Here is a 23772-nt window from a genome sequence, read left to right on the forward strand (position 1 = left end):
ATTTTAGCGAACCGCATGATGAACTCTTACCGCTAATATGAAACGCACTTTCTTTTTGGCTTTTACACTGCTGTGGAGCCTGCTACTGACGGCTACTGCCTTGCCCCAGGGCGAGGCGTTCGGGCCGGTCCGGAGCGCCATCCGCGGCAGCAACTCCCACGATCTGGCGCAGTATTTTGCGCCCACCGTGGAGCTGAGCTTTGATGGTGACAAGCAAAGCTACAGTGCCACCCAGGCCGAGTTCGTGATGAAGGATTTCTTCGCCAAGCACTCCCCGGCTTCCTTTGATTTCATTCACTACGGCGGCAGCAACGAAGGCACGCCCTACGCCGTGGGCAAATACGCCGGCAAAGACGGGGCCTACCGCATGTTCGTGAAAATGAAGCAGGCGGGTGGTGCGCTCAGAATTGCTACCATCGACTTCACCAAGGAATAACCCCGGCGGCCCAGTGGGCCAGCCCAATCCAAAAAGCCCTGCGGATAGCTTCCGCAGGGCTTTTTTGCTTTATGATGGCGGCTGGGCTACGGTTTCAGAAACGAGGACCCGGAAACGGCCTGTTTTTGCTATTTTTGCACCGTGCAAATGCCCTCCTACCTCACCCCGGAAGCTCTCGATACCTTCATTCGCTCGGCGCTGGCCGAAGACATCGGCGACGGGGACCATTCCGCGTTGTCGGCCATTCCGGCCGAGGCCCGCAACCGCGCCCACCTGCTCATCAAGGATGAAGGCGTGCTGGCCGGTGCAGAGCTGGCCCACCACATCTTCCGGGCCGTGGATGCTGAATTGCAGGTAGAGCAGCGCCTCGCCGATGGGGCGCTGGTCAAGCACGGCGACATTGCCTTCACGGTGGAGGGCCGCGCCCAAAGCATTCTGACGGCCGAGCGGCTGGTACTCAACTGCATGCAGCGCATGAGCGGCATTGCCACCCGCACGGCTCACCTCAACAGCCTGCTGGCTGGCACCAAGGCCCGCCTGCTCGATACCCGCAAAACCACACCCAACTTCCGCCTCTGCGAGAAATGGTCGGTGCTGATTGGGGGCGGCGTAAACCACCGCTACGGCTTGTTCGACATGATTATTCTCAAGGATAACCACGTGGATTACGCCGGCGGCATCCGGCAGGCCATTGAGGCCTCGCAGGCGTATCTGACGCGCACCGGCCGCGAGCTGCCCATTGAGGTGGAAACCCGCACACTGGCCGAAGTGCAGCAGGTGCTGGAAGTAGGTGGTATCGAGCGGATTATGCTGGATAACATGGCCCCCGCGCTGTTGCGCGAAGCCGTGGCCCTGGTGGCCGGCCGCTTCCCGCTGGAAGCCAGCGGCGGCATCACCGAGGAAACCATTGCCGAAGTAGCCGCCACCGGCGTCGATTACATTTCGGTGGGAGCCCTCACGCACTCCATCCGCAGCCTCGACATGAGCCTGAAAGCATTTTAAATTTTCAATGTGAGGAATGTGGGAAATGTGCTGAATATGCTCTTTTCATAGAGTCAGCAAGCAACATTTCCACATTCAAGAACACATTCACCACATTTTCCACATTACCCCTCATGCAACTCCCCAACCAACGCGGCGGCTACCGGCAGCAGCAACAGCAGCAAGGCTCGTCGCCCCTGGCCATTCGTACCAAAAAGCACCAGCTCGACACCGATACCTACACCAAAATTGCCATGGCCCGGGTGTGGCGGCGCGAGTGGTGGTACGCCCTCATTCCGCTAGCCCTGGGCCTGCTGCCCGCTCTCATTTGGCCCTCATGGTGGTGGGTGGCCGTGGCCCTGCTGCTCACGCTGCTCTACGTGCTGTTCCGCTCGGCGCAGGTAACGGGCGTTACGCAGGTGGAGCAGACCAAGCCGCTGTTCGAGAAGCTGACGTATGAATTTGATAATAAGCAGATTGTGCTGCGGCGCAACGAGAAAGAAGGCATGCGCCTGACCTGGGACATGATCGGGCACGTAAAACGCGAAGCCGACAGCTATCTGTTGTCGTTGAAGGCACCCGAAATGCCGCAGGAGCTGAAGGGCTGGCGGCTATGGGTGGCCAAAACCTTCGATACGCCCATTTTCATTCAGGTACCCGACCGAATCTTTAACTCGCCCACCGACCAGAAACTGTTCGACTCGATGCTGCGGCGCAAAAACCTGCTGCCCGGCGCGTAAGCGGCCAGCTGCTTTCCTTTTAGAAACCTAAGTCAAGTAGATAACCGAACCCATCATCATGACCAAGCAACTCGTACTTTCCGCCCTGGCCGTGGCTACTCTGGCCCTGAACGCATGCAGCAGCGAACCATCGGACTGGCGGGCCGATAAAAAGGTATCGGTGGATATGGTAGAGCCCGGCACCCGCGCTTCCGATAACTTCGACCAGCACGCCGCCGAAGGCGCGCATCAGGCGGGCACCGCCGAGCATACCAACGCGGCTGGAGCCCACGACGAAACCAGCGCGGACAAGCACGTTACCGCCGAGGAAAACCGCTCGGCCGATGCTACCGACGCGGCCCAGACCAACAGCTCGGAGGCCATTGAGAGCGTGCGCAAAACTACCACCGCGCCCCAGAACAACTCCACGACGACCGGCGCGACCAACGAAAGCGCGACCTCCAACAACACCACGGACGTTAAAAAATAAGCGCCCTGATGATGTATTCCTTCTGGAAAAGCACCCTGCAACTGGGCGCATTGGTAGCCATAATGGGCCTGAGCAGCTGCGAAACCAAGCCCGCTACGCAAGAAGCCGCCGCCACCGTGGCGCCTGCTGCTACCGATAGCACCGCTACCACGCCCGCCGTTACGGCGGCCTACATTTGCCCCATGGGCTGCGAAGGCAGCGCCAGCGACAAACCCGGCAAGTGCCCCGTTTGCGAGATGGATCTGGAGCCCAATCCGGCGGCTAAATCAGCCACCAAACTTTGATTTGACTGCGGGGGGCTCCATATTTGCAACATAATTGCAAATATGGAGCCCCCTATTTGTTTTCTGAAACGATGCCGGGGCGTGTAAGCGCCCTTTTTTTGTTTCCTAGAATACCCGTTGTATGCTTCCTGCCGCCGCCGAATGGTTTAGTACCTGGTTTGATTCGCCCTATTACCACCGGTTGTACCAAGACCGCGACTACGCGGAAGCCCGTGACTTTCTGAGCCGGCTGCTGGCTCACCTGCATCCCAAGCCTACGGCCCGTCTGCTGGATCTGGCGTGTGGTAAGGGGCGGCACGCCATGTACCTGAGCGAGCAGGGCTATGACGTGACGGGCGTAGACCTGTCGGCCCAGAGCATTGCACATGCCCGGCAGTTCGCGCATCGGCACCTGCACTTTCAGGTGCACGATATGCGGGAGCCTTTGCCCTACGGCCCGTTCGACTTTGTACTGAACCTGTTTACCAGCTTTGGCTATTTCGAACACGAAGCCGAAAACGTAGTGGCTCTGCGGAATGCTGCTGCTGAGCTCAGGCCGGGCGGAAAAATGGTCATCGACTTCCTCAACACGGAGCAGACGATTCAGGCCTTGGTGGCGCACGAAACCAAAACGGTCGGCGAAACAACCTTCCACCTGCACCGGCATTTTCATAACGACTTCATCGTGAAGGAAATCAGCTTTCGGGACGACCAGGGGGAGGAGCAACACTTCGAGGAACGGGTGCGGGCGTTGAGCCGGGAGCGGTTTGAGGAATACTTCCAGTTGGCCGGACTGCGCCTGGCCGAAATACTAGGCGACTATCACCTGCGCCCCTTCGAGCAGGCCACCAGCCCCCGCATGATTTTCGTGCTGAAAAAATGAGAAGGGTAAAACACCGCTAGCTGTCAGAGGCGTAAACGGCTACCGGCTTGCGCATCTTCCTGCTCTCTACTTAGTTCTTCCTCAGTTTTTTACTGCTACTACTTCAACACCCCGTCTTCGCTATGTGGTTTGCCGTTTTTGCGTTGTTTCTGACGGTGCTGGGAGCCGGCTGGCTGACCCGGCTGCTGCCAACGGCCCGCACCACCTGGATGAAGCCGCTGCTGGCTTTCAGCGGGGCCTATCTCTTCACGCTCACCGTTACCCACCTGCTACCCGAGGCGCTGCAGATGCTGCCGGGCCATGAGGTAGGTTATTTCGTGCTGGCGGGCTTTTTCGGGCAGATGGTGCTGGAGGTATTCTCGCAGGGGGTGGAGCATGGGCACGTGCATCACCACACGGAGCACGCGGGCCGGGTACCGTTTTTGCTGCTGTTCTCCTTGGTGCTGCATTCGTTTCTGGAGGGGAGCATCCTCATCAAAACGCCCGCCGCCGGCGACGTGAGCCAGAATTTCTACGCCATTGTGGCGGGGGTTGCCTTGCACCATATTCCGGCGGCGTTTGCCCTGATGGCAGCGTTGCTGCTGCGACTGGGCTCGTTTCGGCGGGCGGTGCCGTACCTGCTGCTGTTTGCGGTGGCCGGGCCTGCAGGTATCATCGTGAGCAATTTTGTGGTGCTGGAGCAGCTGCTGACGGGCGGCCTGTACGCGGGGCTGCTGGGGCTGGTAGCCGGTAATTTTCTGCACGTATCCACCACCATCCTCTTCGAAACCAGTCCCGACCACAGCCTGAACGTGCGCAAGATGCTGGCCACGCTGGCGGGCTTGCTGCTAGCCCTGGCAGTCGATTTAGTCTAGAGTGTCCCCGCCGCAAAACGTCCCGTTCCAGCTGGCCATCGTGTGAGAGCCATCTATTTCAGGGATAGGCCGGCCATGGTCTTCTGCACTTCCGTGAGGTCGGAAGTACGCATGATAACCACACCTTTGGGGTCGAGGAGCAGATAAGTGGGGAAGGCCGTGATGTTGTAAGCGGTGAGCACCGGGCTTTCGTCACCGGCTAGTTCGGAGAGCTGGGGCCAGGCCGGCTGGTGCTGGCGGATGGCGCGGAGCCAGGGCTGCCGGTCCCGCGGGCTTTCGGCCGCTACGCCCAGAAAAGCCACCTGCTGCCCGTACTGCCGGTGCAAAGCGGATACCGTCGGCATGGCCCGCAGGCACGGTCCGCACCAGTGCCCCCAGAAATCGAGGAGTACGTAACGCCCCTGGTAGCTGCTGAGGGTAGTAGCTACGCCGGCCGTATCAGGCATAGTGAAGTTGGAGGCGGTTCTGCCAACTACCGGCATATCGCGCAGAATAATGAGCCGCTGGGCAATTTCGCGCCCTTGTACGGTGGTTTGTACGGATTTCGGTAGCTGATTGTACAGGGCTTGGTACGTAGATAGTTGAGTGTCGTCGTAGCGGGTCTGCCACAACAGAATTTCGGCAGCGGCCTGTGATGCCAAGTGCTTCCCCACAAAATCCAGGGACTTCTGTACGCGCTGTTGACGCAGAGGAACGGTGGATTGGCCGGCCCGCAGTCCCTGCTGCACTTTTTCCTCAAAGGGCCACTCAATCTGCTGGTTGTACTGCGTGAGCACGTCGTTGTTGGGCGTACCGGTAATCAGGAGCTGGTGCGGCGTGGCAGCGTTGCCGCTGACCTGCAGACGGCCGGGCTCATACCAGAACGTCGTCCACTGGGTCCGGTCAATTACCAGCTCAATCAGCCCGTCATCCGAGGGCCGGGCAGTGTAGCGGAACCGGTCATTGGTGGCCCGTACAGTATCGGCGTGTGCTACGCCCTGCTGTTGGTAGCGAAAGATGACGGGCCGATGGCCAAGGCCCGTGATAGTTCCCGACAACTGGCAGTGAACCGGCGGAACAGAACGGGATGAACCCGTGGAATAGGAAATCAACAGGCCGGACAAGGCCAGTAAAGCGACGGAATACATAGCCAATGGGCTGGAGGAAATGAGCGGATGGACACGGGCAACAGGTAAAGGATAGGGCGGAAGTTTAATGAGGGCAATTATAACAAAAAAGCGGCCCGCTCAATTGAGCGGGCCGCTTTTTTAGTGGCTGAGCCAGATGGAATTACTTCCGGCGCACGGGGGCTTTTTTCACCGGAGCCTTTTTCACGGGCGCGGCTTTTACCGGAGCAGCCGGAATTTCGGGAGCTGGGCCGTACTTGGTTTCGGCGGGGTTCGGGTCACCGGGCAGGTACACGTCGAACTCTACGCGGCGGTTGAGGGCACGGCCGGCATCGGTGGCGTTGGTGGCAATCGGCTTGGTTTCGCCGTAGCCATGCGACACGATACGGTCTTCGGGAATGCCTTTGCGCAGCATGTAGGCACGGGCCGAAGCAGCACGCTCATCCGACAGACGCAGGTTGTAGGCGTCGTCGCCCTTGTTATCGGCGTGGGCCGAGATGCCGAGGAAGTAGTCGGGGTAATCGTTCAGGATTTGCACCAGGCCATCAAGCGTTGGGAACGAAGTAGGCTTCAGCGTGGCCTTATCGAACTCGAACTGGATGAACTTGGTAGCTTCCTGCAGACGCTTCTTCTCTTCTACCTTCATTTCCGGGCAGCCTTTGTTCGAGGCGGGGCCGGGACGGTTGGGGCAGCGGTCCTGGTAATCCGGAACGCCGTCGCCGTCGGTATCAATGGGGCAGCCGTTGGCATCTACTTTGGTTCCGCCGGGGGTGTCGGGGCACTTATCGTTCTGGTCGATTACGCCGTCGTTATCCGAGTCGGGGCAACCTTGCAGCTCCGCTTTACCGGGGGTGTCGGGGCACTTGTCGTCGCCGTCGCGCACACCGTCACCGTCACGGTCGGGGCAGCCTTCCAGCGCCGCCAGACCTTTTTCGGTGGGGCACTTATCCTGGTAATCCGGAACACCGTCGCCGTCGCCATCAAGTGGGCAGCCGTTCATATCCACGGCCACACCGGCGGGAGTGCCGGGGCACTTGTCCTTTTTGTCGGAAACTCCGTCGTTGTCTTCGTCCTTCATTTTACCGAAGGCCACGTTCAGGCCCACGGTGTGCTGCAGGAACCGGTCATCAAACTTGTTATCGTCGCGCGGCTCAACCCCATCAATGTTGGCGTTCAGCGGAATGTGCTGGCCGGTCTGGATGAACAGGGTCACGGCATCTCCCAAACGGAAGTCGATACCAGCAGCCCCGAACAGGTCGAAATGGTTCTTGTCGTTGGCAATGTTCGTGCTGGTGCCATTGCGGTTGAAGGTTCCCTCGCGGCTCATGTACGAGAGGCCGGGGGCCGCCAGCAGATACGGACGTACGGGAGAGTCTTCGCCGAATAGCTTGAATTTCAGACCCAGGTTTACGTTCACCACGTTGGTGGTGAAGTTGCTGCCGAAATAGGGGGCACTGTTCGGGGCGTTCTTCTTAAACTCCACGTAGTTTCCGCTCAGCTGCACGTCCAGGCCTTTCGAGATGTAGCGGCTGAAGGTGATACCGGGAGCATACTTGTTCTCGCTCCAGTCCCAGTAGTCGGAACCGAAGTTACCCTTGTACTGCATGGCACTCACGTTAATGCCAATGGCCGTCTTGCGGTCAGCATTCTGGGCCTGAGTGAGGTGAGGGGCTAAAGCACAGGCCGACAGGCCCAGCAACAGCACCTTCGGGAGGGGAAGGCGTGGTAGCATAAAAAAGTGAAAAAAGGTGGCTTGGGAAGACTGCCTGCCGGGCAGGCTGGGCTTTTATACCTCAACTGCAGAGAAAAGTTGTGCCGTGCGTCCAAGTTTGCCTTAGGAGGTTGCAAACGCCGCGGTTTTTTCCTGTAATCCAGCTATATAGCGCAGCTTCAGCATTAGCGCAGCTTCTGCCCGAAGCTAATAATCCAGCACTGGGCCCGAGCCGCGCAGAAAAACTTCCAGCTGCCGCACCCGGGCCTGTTGCTGCACCAGTTCCAGCTGCAGCTGCTCCAGCCGCTGGCACATGGCCAGTACTACTTCCAGGCTGTCTTTGCTCAACCCCAGTTCATGATAGAGGCGCGCTACCCGGGCGACGTGCAGCGGCTCATCGTGCAGGGCATCGGGCACATTGGGGGCGGGGTGTAGTACGCCCAACTCCACAAAGTCGCGCACGTCCGTTTCGCTGAGGCCGTAGCGGGTAGCGCAGTCCTGAAAAGTGATGGTGATGATGTGGGTTTCCATAGCAGATGCCGGTTGGGGGTAAGGCAGAACTGGATGAAATTTTTGGCGCGCTTATTTTCGCAGGTCGGCCAGCTGGCGGAACAGGGTTTTCTCCTGGTCGGTGAGCTGCTGCGGCAGCGTGAGGCTCAGGCGCAGGTACAGGTCGCCGAACTGGCCCGCTTGGCGGTACACCGGGAAACCCTTGCCGCGCAGCCGCAGGCGGGTGCCGTTCTGGGTTTCGGGCTTGATGGTGATTTTCACTGGTCCCGAGAGGGTTTCCACGGTCTGCTCGCCGCCCAGCAGGGCCGTGTAGATGCTGATGGGCACGTCCATCGTCAGGTCGGAGCCGGTGCGGGAGTAGCGGGCATCGGGGCGGATGCGCAGGGTGATATAGAGTGAGCCGGCGGGGCCGCCGTTGCGCCCCGGGCCGCCCTGTTCGCGTAGCCGGATAACCTGGCCGTCCTCCACCCCCGGCTGAATGGTGAGGCGCAGGCTTTTTCCGTTGACGGTGAGCGTACGCGGCCCGCCCTGGTAGGCGTCTTCGAGGGATAATTCCAGCTCGGCCTGGTAGTCCTGGCCGGCGCGGGGGCGGGCGCTGCCGCCCTGGCTGCCCCCCATTCCACCGAACATAGAGCCAAAGAAATCCGAAAAATCGGCTCCGCCAAACGGGTCGCCGCCCCCGTCACCCTGCGCGTACTGCGACCAATCGAAACCGCCGCCGCCGGTGCTGCCGCGGCCTGCGCCGGCCTGCTGGTAGCGCTGCCAGTCGGCCCCCAGCTGGTCGTACTTCCGGCGCTTCTCGTCGTCGCTGAGCACCTCGTTGGCCTCGTTGATTTCCTTGAATTTGCGCTCCGCCTCGGGGTTGTTGGGGTTTACATCGGGATGGTACTGGCGGGCCAGCTTGCGGTACGCCTTCTTGATCTGATCCTTGGTGGCCGTCTTCCCGACGCCCAGCGTTTGGTAATAGTCCTGGTAGTCCACAGTGGTTATTGGGCGAAAAGCGGGAGGAAAAGAAGCCAGAAGCGGCGACTGAAATATAGCCCTGTCAGATGTGAAACGAATACGCGTGACGCGGGGTTACTGGCCCAACCGCCGCTGAAAAACAGCGTAGGATTCGTAGTTTAGGCGGCAGTGTTGCAACGCCGTTATTTTTCCCACCTTCTCTAATTCCCCAACCCCTCTCGTTATGAACCTGTATCGTACTCTCGGGGCGGCCCTGTTACTTGTGGGCGCTGCCTCACTCACCGCTGAGGCCCAGACCAAAGTAGCCCCGCGCAAAGCCGTGCAGCCCCGGCCCCGCGCCGCCGCCCCCAAAGGCGAAACCATGAAGGACGGCTTTCTGATGAAAGACGGCAAGGTGATGATGACCCGTGACGCGCACACCGAAGTGCTGGCCTCGGAAACCGCTCTGGTCAACGGCACCAAAGTAAACGGCAACGGCACCGTTACCCTGGCTGATGGTACCAGCGCCATGCTCAAGGAAGGCGACTACGTATCCCTCACCGGCCGCATGACCACCATGGCTATGAAGGCCGAGCAGGACAGCCTGATGCAGCTGGCCAAAAACGGCAAGGGCAAAGCCAAAATCAAGAAAAAGTAATAACTGGTCAGGCCTGCTCAGGCAGCCCAGCCAAAAAAGGAGCCGACCCGCATACGTGGGCCGGCTCCTTTTTTTGCCGTTAGCGGCGGGCGTGTTGGGTGTAGTCCTGGAAGATGAGGGCTACCTCGGCCTCGTCGCGGGCTTCTACTACCTCATCCAGCACAAACTGCACTTCTGCTTCACTCCACCCCTGGGCTTCAGCGGCTTTTACAAACGCACCCAGCTGGGTGAAACGGTCCGCCTCGGCGGGAATGGTCCATTGTACTTTCTTGCGGATACGCATCGGGGGAAAGGAAAGAAAAAGGAATGATTACCGGACCTTGCGCACCACTTTCAACTCTACCGGGGCTACCCCATCCTCCACAATGCCAATTTTGCGGGCGGCTTTTTTCGATAAGTCGATGATGCGCCCCTTGGCGTGGGGGCCGCGGTCGGTGACGGTGACTTTTACGGAGCGGTGGTTGCGCGGATTGGTTACGCGTACCACCGTGCCGAAGGGCAGCGTGTTGTGGGCGGCCGTGCGCTGACCGGCCCGGTACACCGTGCCGCTGGCCGTTTTGCGGCCCTCGAATTTGTCGGCGTAAAAAGAGGCTTTGCCCGATTGGGTGAAAGCTCCCGCGCCACCCGCGCAGCTGGCGAGCAGCGAGGCAGCCGTCAGCAGGAAAAGGCCGGTGCCGGCCCGTAAAACAGAAAACCGCATACGCAAAAACCAGAATTAGTTAGGCACCGCCCCCCGCCCGCGCGGAGGAATGCGCATGGCCAGGAGCCGCTGAAAATTGCCCTGAAACACGTTGAAATCAACGGTGCCCCGGATACCTGGTACGTACGCTTCGTCGGAATGCTGCCAGATCAGCCATTTTTCGCGCGGCAGCCGGGGCTGGCTTACCTCGTAGTGCGCCAGCCACAAGGGGTACTTATCAAAGTGGCCGGCCAGGTGCCGCTGGTAGAAGCTGTAGTTGGAGTAGAGGATGGGCCGCACGCCGTAGTGCCGCTCTACCAGCCGCAGCCAGGTGGCCACGCCCCGGCGCATCTGGGCCACATCATGAAACTCGGCGTGCTCCACATCCAGTACCGGCGGCAGGTCGCCGGGAGCCAGCGGCACGGTGCGGGTGAACAGGTTAGCCTGCCGGGTAGCGTCGTAGTTAGGTTGAAAGTAGTGGTAGGCTCCCCTGTACACGCCTGCCCGTTGCGCCCCGCGCCAGTTGCGCTGGAAGCGGTTGTCGCGCAGGGTCACGCCTTCCGTGGCCTTGATGAAGGCAAACCGCACCCGGTGGCTAGCTACCAGCGGCCAGTCGATTTTGCCTTGGTACGCCGATACATCAATGCCATGCACGGAATAGCCGGCCAGCAACGGCGTTTTCTCGCGGCCCGTGAGGCGGCGGCTGATGAATGAGGCGTAGGCCCGGCGCACATGCCGGTTGATCTGCCGCTGATACCGACCGTACCCGAGCAGGCCCAGCAACAGCAGACCCAGGAGGGCCAGCGGCAGCACGCGCCGCCCCCAAGGGCGGGCAGCAGGCGAAGAACGGCGGGAGGATGCTGGCATAAGGGGAAGCCGGTAGTTGCCAAAGGTAACGTCGGGCGGGGCTTTTCTGGTGCCCGGCCCGGCTGAAAACCCACCGGCCCGCTGCAAAAAGCCCCGGGGTTTTTCGCAATTTTGCCACGTATCTTTCTGTTGCCATGCTCAACCTATCTAATCTGCCCCAGGACGCCCGCGACGAATCGGGCCGCCTCATCCGGGAACTGCACGGCGTTACGCTGGCCCAGATTCTGGAGTATCTGGTGGCGGCGTACGGCTGGCCGGAACTGGATAGCCGCATCCGCATCAATTGCTTCGCCGTGAATCCGAGCATCAAATCCAGTCTCACCTTTCTGCGCCGCACGCCTTGGGCCCGCGCCAAAGTGGAGGAACTGTATGTGCAAACCCGCACGGCCGAAGTGCTGGGGCGGAAATAAGGGTAAGAGGGCATGGGGGTGAGAATGTAGGAGTTATGCGAGGCGGGTTCTGGAATCTCAGGAACCATCATCCGAACAGGTATCCAACACTCAACTCTCACCCTCCCACCTTCTTCCCCTCATACCCCAAAAAATACCCTACCCTTATGGCTGACGTACAGGAAAAAAACGGGCCGATGGCGGTGGTAGCCGGGGCGGCGCTATTCGTGGTGTTCGAGGTAGGCGCGTACTATCTGCTGAAGTTTGCCACTTCCGGTCTGGGCATTCAGGACCAGATGCAGCCCGAGAATACCATTGTTAGTAACTGGGTGAAAACAGTGGTCTTTCTGCTGCTGCACCTGGCCCTGGTCATTGTGGCCTTTCTGGTGCTCAGCAACCAGCTGCCCCGCCGCTTCCGCAGCCAGCTGATGCGGTGGGTGTACCTGGCCATTATCATGAGCTTCGTGCTGCTATGGCCGTTGTTTGACTACTAAGAAACTGCCAAAACGATTCCTGAGGGCATGAAAAAGCCACTGCGGGGTAGCAGTGGCGGGTGAAACCATGAGCCGGTCGGTCCCGGCTATATAGGCAGCTGACGTGGTTTAGCGCTGCTTGATGTCGATTTCGCGCGACTTGGAACTGGCCGTCAGATACGGAATCCGGACGTGTAGCTCCTGGCCCTCAAACACCGCGTCGATGCGGGTGAGGTCGAGGCCGGCGGGGAGTTGCAGCACCCGGCTGAACAGGGGCGCGGCCAACTTATCTTCGGGCGAGTGACGGAATTCGGCAAATACCGTGAGCACGTTCTCGTTCAGCACTACGTGGAAGTTTTCGGGCTGCACCGAAGGAGCGGCCACGTGGACCACTACGCCTTGCTCCTGCTTATCAATCCGCATGGCCGCTTGGGCAATGCCTCCCCCCAGCGTATTGAGCAGGTCGAGTTGCGGAACGATGTTGCGGATGAAGTCTTTGCTGATCAGGTTCATGGAAGGGATTCCTTTCTTGATGTACCAGACGTATTTCAAATCCTGTACCAACATAAGAAAGAGTCATACTTGGTGAAATTCGTGTCATAAAGTCTGCTAAAGACATCTTTATGCTGATTTTAATAGACACAATGTCTGTTTTTTCATCCGTAATGTGAGATTTATGGTCGGCTCAGCCGTAGCGGGCTTCTGTTGCGTAAAAGCAGGCACTCCTTTTCCCGATGCCTTTGCTTATGCTGCCTTCGTCCTTTACCACCGCGCGTACCGCCCGCTACATCAGCCTCGGCGAGCCGGGGCCAGCCATCCAGCACGTTTGGTTTTGCCTGCACGGGGAAGCCCAGCCGCTGGCCGAATTTACCGCCCACCTCATCAACCTCGATACACCGGAACGGCTCCTTATCCTGCCCGAAGCTTTATCCCGCTACCCGCTGCCCGCCCCGGAGCCGGGCGCGGCAGCTACTACCGCTGCCTGCTGGTTTGCCCCCGACTCCGTAGAGCCTGACCTGGCTGACCTCGGCGCGTACCTTGATGCGTTGGCGGCCCAGGTGCTGGCCCAGTGCCCGGCGGGCGTACCGGTTACGGTGCTGGGCTGCGGCCACGGCGCGGCGGCGGCGGCTTGCTGGCTGGCCGCCGGCCACACCACCTACGACCGGCTGATTCTCTACGCTTCGGTTTTTCCGCCCGAGCTGGACCGGCAGGCTACGCTGGCCCGCCTGCCCAAGCGTCCCGTCACGCTGGTAGCCACCACTACCGATGTCTTCACGCCCGAAGCAAGTGCCGAAGGGTTGCTCCACGACCTACATGAGGCGGGCCTCCCGGCGCAGCTGCGGTACGTATCGGAAGGGCCGCTGCCGCTGGCTTCACTGGGAGCCGCCGGGGAAGGAATAAGCTGAAAACGGGCGGCCGCGCTGCTTCAGGCGTAGGTCAGGTGGCGTTTCAGGCGGTCGAGGGGACCTTCGATAAAGTGCCAGGAAGCCGCGCTGAGCAGAATCAGGAGCGGGGTCAGGACCAGTAGGGTGGGGCCGGGGCCCAGCAGGATTTCGCGCCACGCGGAGCCGGCCGGCCAGAGCGTGTATACCACCCGCTGCCAGAACACCGGCAGCAGCAGATGGTACAGGTACACCCCAAAGCTGCGCTGACCCATCCAGACCAGTGCCGGGTGCAGCAGGCCGGCCCGGCGGGCGGCGGCGGGGTTGCGCAGCAGCCAGGCCAGCGTCAGGAAAGCGGCCCCGGCCCCGGCCGTGGGAAACACCACCAGCCAGATATTGCCGCTGCTGAGTGGGTGCAGGGTGGCCCACAGCGTCCACCAGCCGGCCCAGGCCAGCAGCACGTACCGGCCGCGCGCCCAGCGGCCCAGGGCCGGAGCGGTTTCCAGCAGGCGCAGCAGCGTGCCGGCAGCAAACAAATCGAGGGAGGCGGGCAGCAGCACCAGCACGAAGCCAGGCGTCACCAACAGGCTCCAGCCCACCCGAAACAGCAGCCCGCTGGCTCCAATCAGCAACAGCCAGCGCACTCGTCGGCCCACCAGCCCCAGCAGAGCCGGCCACGCGAGGTAGAACTGCTCATCCACGGCCAGGGTCCAGAGGTGGCCGCAGCCTTCGCCCCAGCTTTGCAGATGGTAGAACAGCTGGTTGGCCGCCGGCAGCAGAAACCACAGCGGATGCTCCCGAATGGTGGCCAGCGGCAGCAGTGCACTCAGGGCCAATGCGCAGTAATAGGGCGGAATGATGCGTAGCAGGCGCCGCTTATAAAAGGTGCCCAGTCGCTGCCGCCAGGGGCCAGGTGCCCCGGGGTAGGCCTGTTGCTTCCACACAATGCCCGAAATCAGGTAGCCGCTCAGGACAAAAAATACCAGCCGGCCCATTTCGCCCATCATGATAGGCGGGGTGGCCCAGTGCTGTACCACCACCAGCCACACGGCAATAGCCCGTACGCCATTCAGCTCGGGGCGGTAGGCAAGCGGAGCGCCGGGCGGCGTAGGCATAAGTAGAAGATACTGGTGAAGTGCAGCCGCAAATTACCACGTTGGCAGCGGCTAGCGGCTGCGGGTACGCTACGGCGCTGCCGGCAGTTGAAAGTGAGGATTCTGAATGATGCCAAACAGATTGCCAAACGGGTCCTGCACCGTACCCAGCCGGATACCACCGCCCACATCCTGCACGGATTGGTGGGGATGCGCGCCAAGTTCCACCAGGCGGGCGAAGGCGGCATCGGCATCGGGCACGCCCCAGTACGTGGCGGGGCCGCACTGCCCGGCTACGGGGCCATCGGGGTCGAGCCCCAACTCATAGCCGCCCACGTTGAAGCCTACGTAAAACGGCTCATCGAAATAGGGTTCCTGCTCCAGTACCTGACTGTACCAGGCTTTGGCCTTTGCCAGATTGCCCACGGGGTACACAACGGTGCGTAGTCCTTGCAGCATACAAAATAGTGTGTAAAGGAGTTCGTAGGGCTGAATTGCCCGGGCAAAGCTGCCATATTTTCTCTCAATTACAACCCATCATCTTCCCATCTATGGCTGCCCTCAACCTGGCTAAACTGCCCACCCGCGCCCCCGCCGACTACCACAAAACCACCACCCTGCGGGAGCTGAAGAAGCTACGCCAGGAGCTGATTGATTTGCAGGACCGCCTGTATGCCGAAAATAAGCACAGCGTCCTGATCATTCTGCAGGGCATGGATGCCAGCGGCAAGGACGGCCTGATCCGGCGGGTATTCAGCGGTATCAACCCCCAGGGCGTGCGCGTTTTCTCCTTCAAGGAGCCCACCGAGATGGAACTGTCCCACGACTTCCTGTGGCGGGTGCACCAGCAGGCGCCGTCCCGGGGCATGATGCAGGTGTTCAACCGCTCCCACTACGAGGACGTGCTGATTACGCGGGTGGAGGGCCTGATAACGGCAGCGGAAGCCAAGCGGCGCTTTACAGCCATCAATGCCTTCGAGAAGTTGCTGCAACAGGCGGGCACTACGGTGCTCAAGTTCTACCTGCACGTTTCGGAAAAGGAGCAGCAGGGCCGCCTGCAGGAACGCCTGACCGACGCCACCAAGCAGTGGAAGTACGAAAAGGCCGACCAGCGCAAGGCCGGCCAGTACCCACAGTATCAGGCCGTGTACGAGGACGTATTCCATCACTGCAACCCAGGCAGCTGCCCCTGGCATATCGTGCCCGCCGACCAGAACTGGTACAAAGCCTACGTAGTAGCCCGCACCCTCCGCGACGCGCTGTTGAAGCTGGACCCGCAATACCCCGGAAATTAGTGTTTAGTGCCTGTGGCCTGGTACTGGGTGCTTAGTGATGGAAAAAAGAACAAAAAAACCAAGCCCCGCCGTAACCCGGCGGGGCCTGTTTCATACACCCTAAGCCCTAAGCCCTAAGCCCTAAGCCCTAAGCCCTAAGCTCTAAGCTCTAAGCTCTAAGCTTTCGGTGGGGTTTTGTCGGCTTCGGATAGGTCGCGGCCGTAAAGCTGGCGGCCCTCAGCGTCGAGGGCGTCGGAGATGCGCTTGAAGCCGTTGGCTTCCAGCACGCGCCGGGCCCCGTCGTTGGTGGGGGCGGTGCGGGCCGTGAGGTAGCGGACCATGCCCGTATCGGCGGCGTGACGGATGAGGCCGGCTACCAGCTCGGTGCCCAGGCCCCGGCCGTGCCAGTCGGTGGCAATGGAAAACCCGATTTCGGCCGTGTCGTCAACGGGCGGGCCATGAAAGCCGCCGGCCCCGATGAGCGTGTTCTTGGGCGCTTCGGAGCCGGCCCGCAGCAACGCGTACCAGCCGTACCAGCCCGCCGCCGTGCGGCCGCCGGCCGTGAGCTGCTCCAGGAAAAACTGCTGGGCCTCGGTGTCGTACTCGCCGGGCGGCCAGTGTTCGGGCATTTCGGCCCCCAGCAGAATGGGGAAATAGCGCGGTTTCTGCAGTTCAGCCGTCAGCAAGGCCCGGCTGGCGGCCACCAGGGTGAGGCGCGAGGTATAGGCAATCAGTGGAATCATGGGCAACTATACGAATTTGGTCGAATTTCTGCCAAAGCAGCCCGCCGTTGCCGCCCGGATGCTCAGCTCAACCGTTATCTTTGAGGAGTTCTTTTTTCGTGCTGATGCCGCTACCCGCCCCCGACTACCTGGACGTTACGTACCGCGCCGACCTCGATGTGCTGCTGGCCCGCTGGATGCGCCGCGTTACGCTGGAAGAAATGCAGCAGGGCTACCTATATCTGCTGGAAAAGGCCGAAGCGCACCGCTGCCGCTACTGGCTGCTGGATGCCCGCCGCCGCTCCAACACTGACCGGGAAGGGGCCGGCTGGATGGTGAACAGCTTCCTGCCCGGGCTGCACCCCCGCTTGGGCGGCCGCACCTACATGGCATATCTGCTGGTGCCCGCCATCATGCGCGACGTGGAAGCCGACGCCGCCTTTCCGCCCGCCAGCTTCTTCGTTGGCAAACCATACATAGGGGAGCGGTTCATTGATGAGCGGGAGGCCATTGCGTGGCTGCAGGCCGCCCACCGCGAACCAGCTACCACCTAAATCCGGGCCCGTTAGGAAGGAAAACGTATCATCTAAAAAGCCCCGGCCCACCCGAATGAGCAGGCCGGGGCTTTTCACGCGGGGGCAGCCGGCTACTCAACCACCAGATTGCTGAGGTGATGGTCCACGCAGTCGAGCACATCCTGCACGGTGCGCAGCTGCTCCATCTCGGCGTCCTGGATTTCAATGTGGAAGCGGTGCTCCAGGTTGATGGCCAGCTCCACCAGATCAATGGAATCGAAACCTATATCTTCCTGTAAGCGGGAAGATGGAGTAAGCGTGAGGGCCGGATTGCGGCGCTTGCGGCGGAGCATGCGCTCTACCTGGTAATGAATGAGCTGTTCCATATCAAAAACAGTGCGGCAAAAACGAGAGAAAAAGGCAAATCAGGCAACCCGGCGGGGCTACCTAACGCTGGTAAGTAGCAGTGTGGTATCGGCGGGCAGTTCGGTGGAAAGAGTACCCACGGGCGTTTGGGGGGTAAGTCGGTCACCGGGCGCGGCCGTCCGGCTGGTAATAATGCCCTCGGTGGGCGCCGTCACGAACACGAAGCTGAGCATGGGCACCTGCCGCGCCAACAGCTGGCGAGTGGCCACGAGCTGCTGCTGCGCGGCGGTCAGTTCGGCGGTAGTAACGGCTGGTACCTGCTGCTGAAGCACCGTTAGGGCCGCCTGTTGCCGGTTCAGGCGCAACTGCAACTGCTGCTGCTGCACGCTGGGCAACCGCTCTACCACTTTTAATAGTAGCTGGCCCGGGCGCACATGCTGCCCTTCGTGAAAGTACACCTCGTGCACCTTGCCCGTTTGCCGTGCCAGCACCGGCTGGCCGACTACCGGAGGAGAAACCGCTGGACCCTGCGAAACAGCCAGAAACTGCGCCGAGGTTGCCGGCAGCTCATCGGCCCGCGTGTCGGTGGGCGTCAGCCAGAGGGGCAGCACCGCGCTGCTTGCCGCGACGAACAGGACGAACCCTACGCCAACTAATTTTTTCATGGGATGGAAGCCGGGGTAACCGGCCGGGTCCGCGGCCCTTCTGGGGCAAGGCCGCGGCGAAAGAATCCGGCCCGGGGGAATGGGACGCGGAAGTGGGTGAAAAACAGAGGGTAACCACTGTGGTTACATTTTTGGGGAAATAAAAAAGGCGTTAACCGGTGGCACCGGGGCAGCCTTTAGGCAGGCGCTGGGCCAATTCCTGCGTAACGTGCGCCACCGACACCGCCGCCAACGCCGTCCGCATGGCCTCAATGGCCGGCCCGAACATGCCCTCAAGGGTTTCCTGCATCACGCGGCCCAAATCACAGTGCGAGTTGGGGTTGGTGCTGCCCAGCTGGAACAGATCGGGCTCGGTTTCCTGCACGGCCCGAAACACGTCGAGCAACGAAATATCGGTAGCCGGGCGGGCCAGTAGCGTACCGCCGCCGGCTCCGCGCTGGCTGTGTACCAGGCCCGCTTCGCGCAGCGTGCTCACCAGCCGGCGCACCACCACCGGGTGGGTGCCCGCGCTGCTGGCCAGCACTTCCGACGATACCGGCTGCCCCTGGGTGTGCGCCAGGTAAGCCAGAATGTGCGTCGCAACGGCGAAACGAGTGTTCATTAGAGGATACGTAACAGATTCGGTTACAAATGTACGGCGCGAAATGGTTGTGTGCAACCTTTCTGCGGTAAACCTTCCACAACTGAGCGTGCAATGTTGTCATCTGGCCGAAGGCGGAACATCAGGTTCCGCCTTTGGGCTGACGATTGAGCAGGCGTTTTGCTTTACCGGGCCGGCTGTTTTTTTACCGGCCGCCGGCGTGGGCTCACTCCTCCCAGGTACCAAACTTGCCGGCCTGGTAGTCCTGGTAGGCTTCGCGGATTTCCTGCTCGGTATTCATCACGAAGGGTCCGTGGGCCAGAATGGGCTCCTGGAAGGGGAGGGCATGGCCCAGCAGCAGCACGGCGTCGTCCAGGGCTTCCACTTGCAGCTCGTCGCTGTCGTAGTTGAACTCCACCAGCCGGCGGGCTTCGGTTTCCTGGCCGTTCACGCGCAGCCGGCCCCGGATAACGTAGAAGAATACGGTCCGCTCGGCCGGAATGGGCAGGTTCAGGTGGCCGCCTTGCCGGAAGTCGATGGTAGCCAGCTGAATGTCGGCCAACGGAGTAACGGCCCCGGCGGTGCCGGCCCACTCGCCCGAAACGGCGTGCACGGTTACCCGGCCCTCATCCAGCGTTACGTGCGGAATTTCCGGCTCCTGCAGCCCAATGTAGCGGGGCTCCACCATCTTGTCCTTGGCCGGCAGGTTCACCCATAGCTGCAGGATTTCGAGGGGGCCGCCGGTTCGCTTAAACTCGGGGGAGGACACTTCGGCGTGAATCAGGCCGCGGCCAGCCGTCATCCACTGAATACCGCCCGGCCCGATGATGCTCTGGTGCCCGCCGGTATCCTGGTGCATGATGTCGCCCGCCAGAATAAACGTGACGGTTTCAAAGCCCCGGTGGGGGTGGGGGCCGAAGGGCAGCCCCCGGTTGTGGGGGCGGTACACCTGCGGCCCGTGGTGGTTGAGAAACAGAAACGGGTCGAGGTGCTGCACGGCGTTGGTGGGCAGGGCGCGGTACGTCACGAGGTCGGCAATGGGTGCGCTCTGGGCGCGGTGCTGGGCTTTGATGGTGCGCATGTGGTCAGTTGTCGGGTGTGAGTTATTCGTTGTCAGTTGCTGTAACCTGCTACTGGCGGTGGTTAGAAATAGGGTACAGTAAAACATTCGCCCCCGTTTTTGTTATGAACCCTTCCAATCCGATACTGCCACGTAAGACGGGAGGTTGCCGTACACCGGCAACGAACAACTGCCAACCGACACCTGGCAACTCACACCTGACAACTCAATCTAGAATGACTCAGCTTTTCACGCCGCTCGTGCAGCGCGGCATTACGCTTAAAAACCGTCTTGTTATCTCCCCCATGTGCCAGTACAGCGCCCAGGACGGGTTCAGCAACGACTGGCACCTGGTACATCTCGGCTCCCGGGCCGTGGGCGGGGCCGGCCTGATTCTGCTGGAAGCTACCGCCGTGGTACCCGAAGGCCGCATCACCCCCGACGACCTGGGCATCTGGCACGACGACCACGTGAACAACCTGCGCCGCATCGTGGAATTCCTGAAAAGCCAGGACTGCGTGGCCGGTATTCAGCTGGCCCACGCCGGCCGCAAAGCTAGTCACGCCAGTCCGTGGAAAGGCGGGCAGCAGCTTGGCTCCGAGGAAGGCGGCTGGCCCACGGTGGCGCCCTCGGCACTGGCCTTCAGCCCCGAGGAAACTGCCCCCGACGCCCTAGACGCGGCCGGTATTGAGGCCGTAATAGAGGCGTTCCGCCTGGGCGCGCGCCGTTCCGTAGCCGCCGGGTTTGAGGTGCTGGAAATCCACGCCGCCCACGGCTACCTGCTGCACCAGTTTCTCTCGCCGCTCAGCAACCAGCGCACCGACCAGTACGGCGGCTCCTTCGAGAACCGCAGCCGGCTGCTGCTGGAAGTAGTGGCCGCCACCCGCGCCGAAATGCCCGACCACCTGCCCTTGTGGGTGCGCGTTTCGGCCACCGATTGGACCGAAAACGGCTGGACGGCCGAAGACACCGTGCAGCTGGCCGCCATTCTGAAAGATAACGGCGTGGACCTGCTCGACTGCTCCACCGGCGGCAACGTGCCCAAGGCTGATATTCCCGTGGGCCCCGGCTACCAGGTGCCCTTCGCTGAACAGGTGCGCCGCGAAACCGGCCTGCCCACCGGCGCCGTGGGCCTGATTACCGAAGCCCAACAGGCCGAAGATATCCTCACCAGCGGCCAGGCTGATGTGGTGCTGCTGGCCCGGGAGTCGCTCCGCGACGCGTATTTCCCGCTGCACGCCGCCCACGAGCTGGGAGCCGACGTGGCGTGGCCGCCCCAGTATGAGCGCGCCAAACCGCGCCGATAAACTTCTGGTACTAATTTCCTAGTGGATTTTAGTGGAAAATTGCAGCGGCGGCCGGTCCGGCGGGTACAACCCCGGGCCGGCCGTATGCGTTGGAAGAAAGCGCCACCGTAACCGCCCGCATGTCCGCTTTTTCTACGCCCGAGTTTCCCATTGTCTATCGTCCCGACCTGAATATTCTGGTGGGCCGGTGGATGGTGGAAATCAGCCGGGCCGAGGAAGTGAAACAGAACTACGTACAGCTGTTCAAAGCCGCCGTAGAAGTCGCAACGTGCCGGTTCTGGCTGCTTGATGCGCGCCGTCGGTTTCGGACCACCGAGGAAATTACCGGTTGGGTAAATCAGCAGGTCCCGCATCTGGCCCTGGAGCAGTTGGGAGCTGAAATCCGGGTGGCATTCCTGCTGGCCCCGCACCAGCTGCTCACCGATTCGCCCCCGTTTCCGGTCCTGCACCATCCAACGGCCGGCCACGCCATGTCGGCCCAGTTCACGGATGAGGGCGCAGCCATTGCTTGGCTGCGGGCCGAGCAAAGTCAGTTGTAGGAAGAAAGCAAAGGCGCATTTCGCCCCAGGCCGGCGGCCGGTAGTCCAGCAGGGCTGCCGGCCGCTGTGCTTTTGGTGGCCCGATAGTCGGCGGCAACCTTTCCCGGCCCGGCGCGACCTTAGGCGAAGCCTACTCTGTATTTCGCTGCATGAAACACCTTTCTGCTCCCAACCTGGCCGGCGCCGCGGCCCTGCTGCTGGCCCTGGCCGGCTGCGCCACCACCCAGCCCGCCGCTACCAGCACTACGGCCACGCCTACGGCTACTGCTGTTGCCACCACCACCGGCGGCCGCAGCATCAACCCCCAGGACGTGGACCGCGCGGTGTCGCCGTGCGAGGACTTCTTCCGGTTTTCGGGCGGCAACTGGCTGAAAAATAACCCCATTCCGGCCTACGCCAGCAGCTGGGCCCCGCGCAACGAGCTCAACGACCGGACCCAGGCCACGCTGCGCCGCATCCTGGAAGATGCCGCCGCCGACCGTGCTGCCATCCCGGGCTCGAACCGCCAGAAAGTGGGCGACTACTACGCCGCCGGCATGGACTCAGTGGGCCTCGAAAAAGCCGGCCTGACCTACCTCAAGCCCGAGCTGGCCCGCATTGCGGCCGTGAAAGACCGGCCCGGCCTGCTCACCGAAATTGCCCGCCAGCAGACGCTGGGCACCGGCGCGTTCTTCCGGGCCGGCGTCACGCCCGACCGCAAAAACAGCTCGGTGTACGCCGTGAACATGAGCCAGGGCGGCCTAGGTATGCCCGACCGGGACTACTACCTCAAGGACGACGCCCGCTCCAAAACCGTGCGCACCGCCTACATCACCTACCTCACCAACACCTTCAAGCTGCTGGGCGACGCGGAAGCTACGGCCGCCGCCAAAGCCGCCACGGTGGTGCGCGTGGAAACCCGCCTGGCCCGCGCCAGCAAAGACCGGGTGTCCCTGCGCGACCCGTACGCCAGCTATAATAAGATGACGGTGGCCGAGGCCGACAAGCAGTTTCCGAACCTGCAGCCCTCGGCTTTGCTGAAGCGCAACGGCCTGGGCGCGGCCCAGGAGGTGATTGTGGGCCAGCCGGAGTTCTTCAAGGAAGTCAGCGCGGTGCTGAAAGAGGAGCCGCTGGCCGACCTCAAAACTTACCTGAGCTGGCAGCTGGTGTCGTCGGTGCCGGCGGCTTTGCCCCAGGCGTTTAGTGATGAGGCGTTCCGGTTTGCGCAGGTGCAGAGCGGGGCCAAGCAGCAGCCCACCCGCTGGAAACGCATGCTTTCGGCCACCGACGGCACCCTGGGCGAGGCTTTCGGGCAGCTGTACGTGGACCAGGCGTTTTCGCCCGCGGCCAAGCAGAAGGCGCTGGATATGCTGGCCAATATCCGCGAGTCGATGGCCGAGCACATCCAGACCAACACCTGGATGAGCGCCGCCACCAAGCAGGAGGCCCTCAAGAAACTCAGCGCCCTGCGCGTGAAAATCGGCTACCCCGACAAATGGAAGGACTATTCGGCGCTGAATATTTCGCGCGAGTCGTACCTGAAAAACGTGCTGGCGGCGCGCCAGTGGGGCTACCAGCAGAACGTGAAGAAGTTTGGCGGGCCGATTGACCGTACCGAGTGGAGCATGACGCCGCCCACCATCAACGCCTACTACAGCCCGCCGATGAACGAAATCGTGTTTCCGGCCGGCTACCTGCAGCCCCCGTTCTTCGACCCCGAGGCAGACGATGCGGTGAACTACGGCGCCATCGGCGGCGTGATGGGCCACGAAATGACCCACGGCTTCGACGACTCCGGCCGGCAATACGACTCGGAAGGCAACCTGCGGGACTGGTGGACGCCCGCCGACGCGGCCGAATTCACGAAGCGCGCCGCCGTGGTGGGCACCCAGTACTCAGCCTTCTCGCCGCTGGATTCGGTGTACGTGAACGGCAAGCTGACCATGGGCGAAAACCTGGCCGATTTCGCCGGCCTCACCATCGTGTACGCCGCCCTCCAGAAGCAGCTCGACAAGCAGTACGGCAAGGGCAACCGCCCGCTCATCGACGGCTTCACGCCCGAGCAGCGCTTTTTCCTGAGCTGGGCGCAGCTGCGCCGCCAGAACATCCGCCCCGAAGCCCTGCGCCAGCAAATCCTCACCGACCCCCACTCGCCCGGCCAGTACCGCACCATCGGCCCCCTCATGAACATGCCCGAGTTCTACCAAGCCTTCGGCTGCACGCCCGGCCAGAAAATGGTACGCCCGGATGCCGAGCGGGCGGTGATTTGGTAAGCTGAAGCCCAGCCAAAAAGAATGTCATGCTGAGCGGAGCGAAGCATCTCGCGTG

The 23772-nt window shown here is 61.6% G+C and carries 31 protein-coding genes; 16 read left to right on the forward strand and 15 right to left on the reverse strand.

The window, feature by feature from the left end; genetic code table 11:
• Positions 1–37 precede the first annotated feature (37 nt).
• The 7 genes from EI293_RS12390 (at position 38) to EI293_RS12420 (ending at position 4626) form a co-directional block, all read left to right on the forward strand.
• Positions 38–436 (forward strand): DUF4783 domain-containing protein, encoded by a 399-nt coding sequence (locus EI293_RS12390; protein ID WP_125438141.1) that lies wholly within the window; start codon positions 38–40, stop codon positions 434–436.
• A gap of 147 nt (positions 437–583) precedes the next feature.
• Positions 584–1438, forward strand: coding sequence for a carboxylating nicotinate-nucleotide diphosphorylase (gene nadC, locus EI293_RS12395; protein ID WP_211339582.1), 855 nt, complete (start codon positions 584–586; stop codon positions 1436–1438).
• Between the two features lie 113 nt (positions 1439–1551).
• A complete protein-coding gene (locus tag EI293_RS12400; protein WP_125438147.1) occupies positions 1552–2157 on the forward strand; it encodes a hypothetical protein in 606 nt (201 codons plus the stop codon).
• Positions 2158–2215: 58 nt separating this feature from the next.
• Positions 2216–2626 carry a hypothetical protein gene (locus EI293_RS12405; protein ID WP_125438150.1) on the forward strand — a complete coding sequence of 137 codons (411 nt, stop codon included), beginning with the start codon at positions 2216–2218 and terminating at the stop codon, positions 2624–2626.
• Positions 2627–2634: 8 nt separating this feature from the next.
• On the forward strand, positions 2635–2910 hold the full coding sequence (locus tag EI293_RS12410) for a heavy metal-binding domain-containing protein (RefSeq protein WP_125438153.1): 276 nt from the start codon (positions 2635–2637) through the stop codon (positions 2908–2910).
• Positions 2911–3031: 121 nt separating this feature from the next.
• Entirely contained in the window at positions 3032–3772 is a 741-nt protein-coding gene (locus EI293_RS12415; protein WP_125438156.1) for a class I SAM-dependent methyltransferase, read from the forward strand.
• A gap of 122 nt (positions 3773–3894) precedes the next feature.
• The gene (locus tag EI293_RS12420) at positions 3895–4626 is read left to right on the forward strand and encodes a ZIP family metal transporter (protein WP_125438159.1); all 732 of its coding nucleotides are present in this window, start codon (positions 3895–3897) and stop codon (positions 4624–4626) included.
• A 53-nt stretch (positions 4627–4679) separates the two neighbouring features.
• Here the strand turns inward: EI293_RS12420 and EI293_RS12425 are convergent, their stop codons facing one another.
• From EI293_RS12425 to EI293_RS12440, 4 genes are all read right to left on the reverse strand, one after another.
• Complete coding sequence (locus EI293_RS12425; RefSeq protein ID WP_125438162.1) at positions 4680–5753, reverse strand: TlpA disulfide reductase family protein; 1074 nt, start codon at positions 5751–5753, stop codon at positions 4680–4682.
• 142 nt (positions 5754–5895) lie between these two features.
• On the reverse strand, positions 5896–7464 hold the full coding sequence (locus EI293_RS22575) for an OmpA family protein (RefSeq protein WP_125438165.1): 1569 nt from the start codon (positions 7462–7464) through the stop codon (positions 5896–5898).
• A gap of 186 nt (positions 7465–7650) precedes the next feature.
• The gene (locus EI293_RS12435; RefSeq protein WP_125438168.1) at positions 7651–7974 is read right to left on the reverse strand and encodes a hypothetical protein; all 324 of its coding nucleotides are present in this window, start codon (positions 7972–7974) and stop codon (positions 7651–7653) included.
• Between the two features lie 51 nt (positions 7975–8025).
• Positions 8026–8934, reverse strand: a complete 909-nt coding sequence (locus EI293_RS12440; RefSeq protein WP_125438171.1) for a DnaJ C-terminal domain-containing protein — start codon at positions 8932–8934, stop codon at positions 8026–8028.
• 205 nt (positions 8935–9139) lie between these two features.
• On the opposite strand from EI293_RS12440, the gene EI293_RS12445 reads away from it, so the two are divergent.
• The gene (locus tag EI293_RS12445) at positions 9140–9553 is read left to right on the forward strand and encodes a DUF6799 domain-containing protein (RefSeq protein ID WP_125438174.1); all 414 of its coding nucleotides are present in this window, start codon (positions 9140–9142) and stop codon (positions 9551–9553) included.
• Positions 9554–9632: 79 nt separating this feature from the next.
• Here the strand turns inward: EI293_RS12445 and EI293_RS12450 are convergent, their stop codons facing one another.
• The 3 genes from EI293_RS12450 to EI293_RS12460 are packed head-to-tail and all read right to left on the reverse strand — an operon-like array spanning position 9633 to position 11099.
• Positions 9633–9836: a hypothetical protein gene (locus tag EI293_RS12450; protein ID WP_125438176.1), complete on the reverse strand. Its 204-nt coding sequence runs from the start codon at positions 9834–9836 to the stop codon at positions 9633–9635.
• 27 nt (positions 9837–9863) lie between these two features.
• A complete protein-coding gene (locus tag EI293_RS12455; protein ID WP_125438179.1) occupies positions 9864–10253 on the reverse strand; it encodes a septal ring lytic transglycosylase RlpA family protein in 390 nt (129 codons plus the stop codon).
• A gap of 15 nt (positions 10254–10268) precedes the next feature.
• Entirely contained in the window at positions 10269–11099 is an 831-nt protein-coding gene (locus tag EI293_RS12460) for a glycoside hydrolase family 25 protein (RefSeq protein WP_125438182.1), read from the reverse strand.
• A gap of 134 nt (positions 11100–11233) precedes the next feature.
• On the opposite strand from EI293_RS12460, the gene EI293_RS12465 reads away from it, so the two are divergent.
• Positions 11234–11509, forward strand: a complete 276-nt coding sequence (locus tag EI293_RS12465) for a VF530 family protein (RefSeq protein WP_125438185.1) — start codon at positions 11234–11236, stop codon at positions 11507–11509.
• Positions 11510–11655: 146 nt separating this feature from the next.
• Positions 11656–11982, forward strand: a complete 327-nt coding sequence (locus EI293_RS12470) for a hypothetical protein (RefSeq protein WP_125438188.1) — start codon at positions 11656–11658, stop codon at positions 11980–11982.
• Positions 11983–12090: 108 nt separating this feature from the next.
• On the opposite strand, the gene EI293_RS12475 is transcribed toward EI293_RS12470, so the two are convergent.
• Positions 12091–12528, reverse strand: coding sequence for an Hsp20/alpha crystallin family protein (locus tag EI293_RS12475; RefSeq protein WP_125438191.1), 438 nt, complete (start codon positions 12526–12528; stop codon positions 12091–12093).
• A 179-nt stretch (positions 12529–12707) separates the two neighbouring features.
• Here EI293_RS12475 and EI293_RS12480 point away from each other — a divergent pair, with 179 nt between their 5' ends.
• Positions 12708–13367, forward strand: a complete 660-nt coding sequence (locus EI293_RS12480) for a hypothetical protein (protein ID WP_125438194.1) — start codon at positions 12708–12710, stop codon at positions 13365–13367.
• 20 nt (positions 13368–13387) lie between these two features.
• Here EI293_RS12480 and EI293_RS12485 read toward each other — a convergent pair whose 3' ends face one another.
• Together EI293_RS12485 and EI293_RS12490 are read right to left on the reverse strand one after the other, a co-directional pair.
• Positions 13388–14458 carry an acyltransferase family protein gene (locus EI293_RS12485; protein WP_125438197.1) on the reverse strand — a complete coding sequence of 357 codons (1071 nt, stop codon included), beginning with the start codon at positions 14456–14458 and terminating at the stop codon, positions 13388–13390.
• Positions 14459–14527: 69 nt separating this feature from the next.
• The gene (locus tag EI293_RS12490; protein ID WP_125438200.1) at positions 14528–14896 is read right to left on the reverse strand and encodes a VOC family protein; all 369 of its coding nucleotides are present in this window, start codon (positions 14894–14896) and stop codon (positions 14528–14530) included.
• A 92-nt stretch (positions 14897–14988) separates the two neighbouring features.
• Here EI293_RS12490 and EI293_RS12495 point away from each other — a divergent pair, with 92 nt between their 5' ends.
• On the forward strand, positions 14989–15732 hold the full coding sequence (locus tag EI293_RS12495; RefSeq protein WP_125438203.1) for a PPK2 family polyphosphate kinase: 744 nt from the start codon (positions 14989–14991) through the stop codon (positions 15730–15732).
• A gap of 155 nt (positions 15733–15887) precedes the next feature.
• On the opposite strand, the gene EI293_RS12500 is transcribed toward EI293_RS12495, so the two are convergent.
• On the reverse strand, positions 15888–16454 hold the full coding sequence (locus EI293_RS12500) for a GNAT family N-acetyltransferase (RefSeq protein ID WP_125438206.1): 567 nt from the start codon (positions 16452–16454) through the stop codon (positions 15888–15890).
• An 80-nt stretch (positions 16455–16534) separates the two neighbouring features.
• Between EI293_RS12500 and EI293_RS12505 the strand changes: the two genes are divergently transcribed.
• The gene (locus EI293_RS12505) at positions 16535–16987 is read left to right on the forward strand and encodes a hypothetical protein (protein WP_148103279.1); all 453 of its coding nucleotides are present in this window, start codon (positions 16535–16537) and stop codon (positions 16985–16987) included.
• Positions 16988–17079: 92 nt separating this feature from the next.
• On the opposite strand, the gene EI293_RS12510 is transcribed toward EI293_RS12505, so the two are convergent.
• The 4 genes from EI293_RS12510 to EI293_RS12525 all read right to left on the reverse strand — a co-directional run bounded on the left by EI293_RS12510 (position 17080) and on the right by EI293_RS12525 (position 19640).
• The gene (locus EI293_RS12510; protein ID WP_125438212.1) at positions 17080–17334 is read right to left on the reverse strand and encodes a phosphopantetheine-binding protein; all 255 of its coding nucleotides are present in this window, start codon (positions 17332–17334) and stop codon (positions 17080–17082) included.
• 57 nt (positions 17335–17391) lie between these two features.
• Positions 17392–17979 carry an efflux RND transporter periplasmic adaptor subunit gene (locus tag EI293_RS12515; RefSeq protein ID WP_125438215.1) on the reverse strand — a complete coding sequence of 196 codons (588 nt, stop codon included), beginning with the start codon at positions 17977–17979 and terminating at the stop codon, positions 17392–17394.
• A gap of 151 nt (positions 17980–18130) precedes the next feature.
• Positions 18131–18580 carry an Rrf2 family transcriptional regulator gene (locus tag EI293_RS12520; RefSeq protein ID WP_125438218.1) on the reverse strand — a complete coding sequence of 150 codons (450 nt, stop codon included), beginning with the start codon at positions 18578–18580 and terminating at the stop codon, positions 18131–18133.
• 205 nt (positions 18581–18785) lie between these two features.
• Positions 18786–19640 carry a pirin family protein gene (locus EI293_RS12525; RefSeq protein WP_125438221.1) on the reverse strand — a complete coding sequence of 285 codons (855 nt, stop codon included), beginning with the start codon at positions 19638–19640 and terminating at the stop codon, positions 18786–18788.
• A gap of 215 nt (positions 19641–19855) precedes the next feature.
• On the opposite strand from EI293_RS12525, the gene EI293_RS12530 reads away from it, so the two are divergent.
• The 3 genes from EI293_RS12530 (at position 19856) to EI293_RS12540 (ending at position 23717) form a co-directional block, all read left to right on the forward strand.
• Entirely contained in the window at positions 19856–20926 is a 1071-nt protein-coding gene (locus tag EI293_RS12530) for an NADH:flavin oxidoreductase/NADH oxidase (RefSeq protein ID WP_125438224.1), read from the forward strand.
• 119 nt (positions 20927–21045) lie between these two features.
• Positions 21046–21465, forward strand: coding sequence for a hypothetical protein (locus tag EI293_RS12535; protein ID WP_125438227.1), 420 nt, complete (start codon positions 21046–21048; stop codon positions 21463–21465).
• 149 nt (positions 21466–21614) lie between these two features.
• Positions 21615–23717, forward strand: coding sequence for a M13 family metallopeptidase (locus EI293_RS12540; protein ID WP_125438230.1), 2103 nt, complete (start codon positions 21615–21617; stop codon positions 23715–23717).
• Positions 23718–23772 lie beyond the last annotated feature (55 nt).

The sequence above is a fragment of the Hymenobacter perfusus genome (assembly GCF_003944765.1).
Classification (GTDB): domain Bacteria; phylum Bacteroidota; class Bacteroidia; order Cytophagales; family Hymenobacteraceae; genus Hymenobacter; species Hymenobacter perfusus.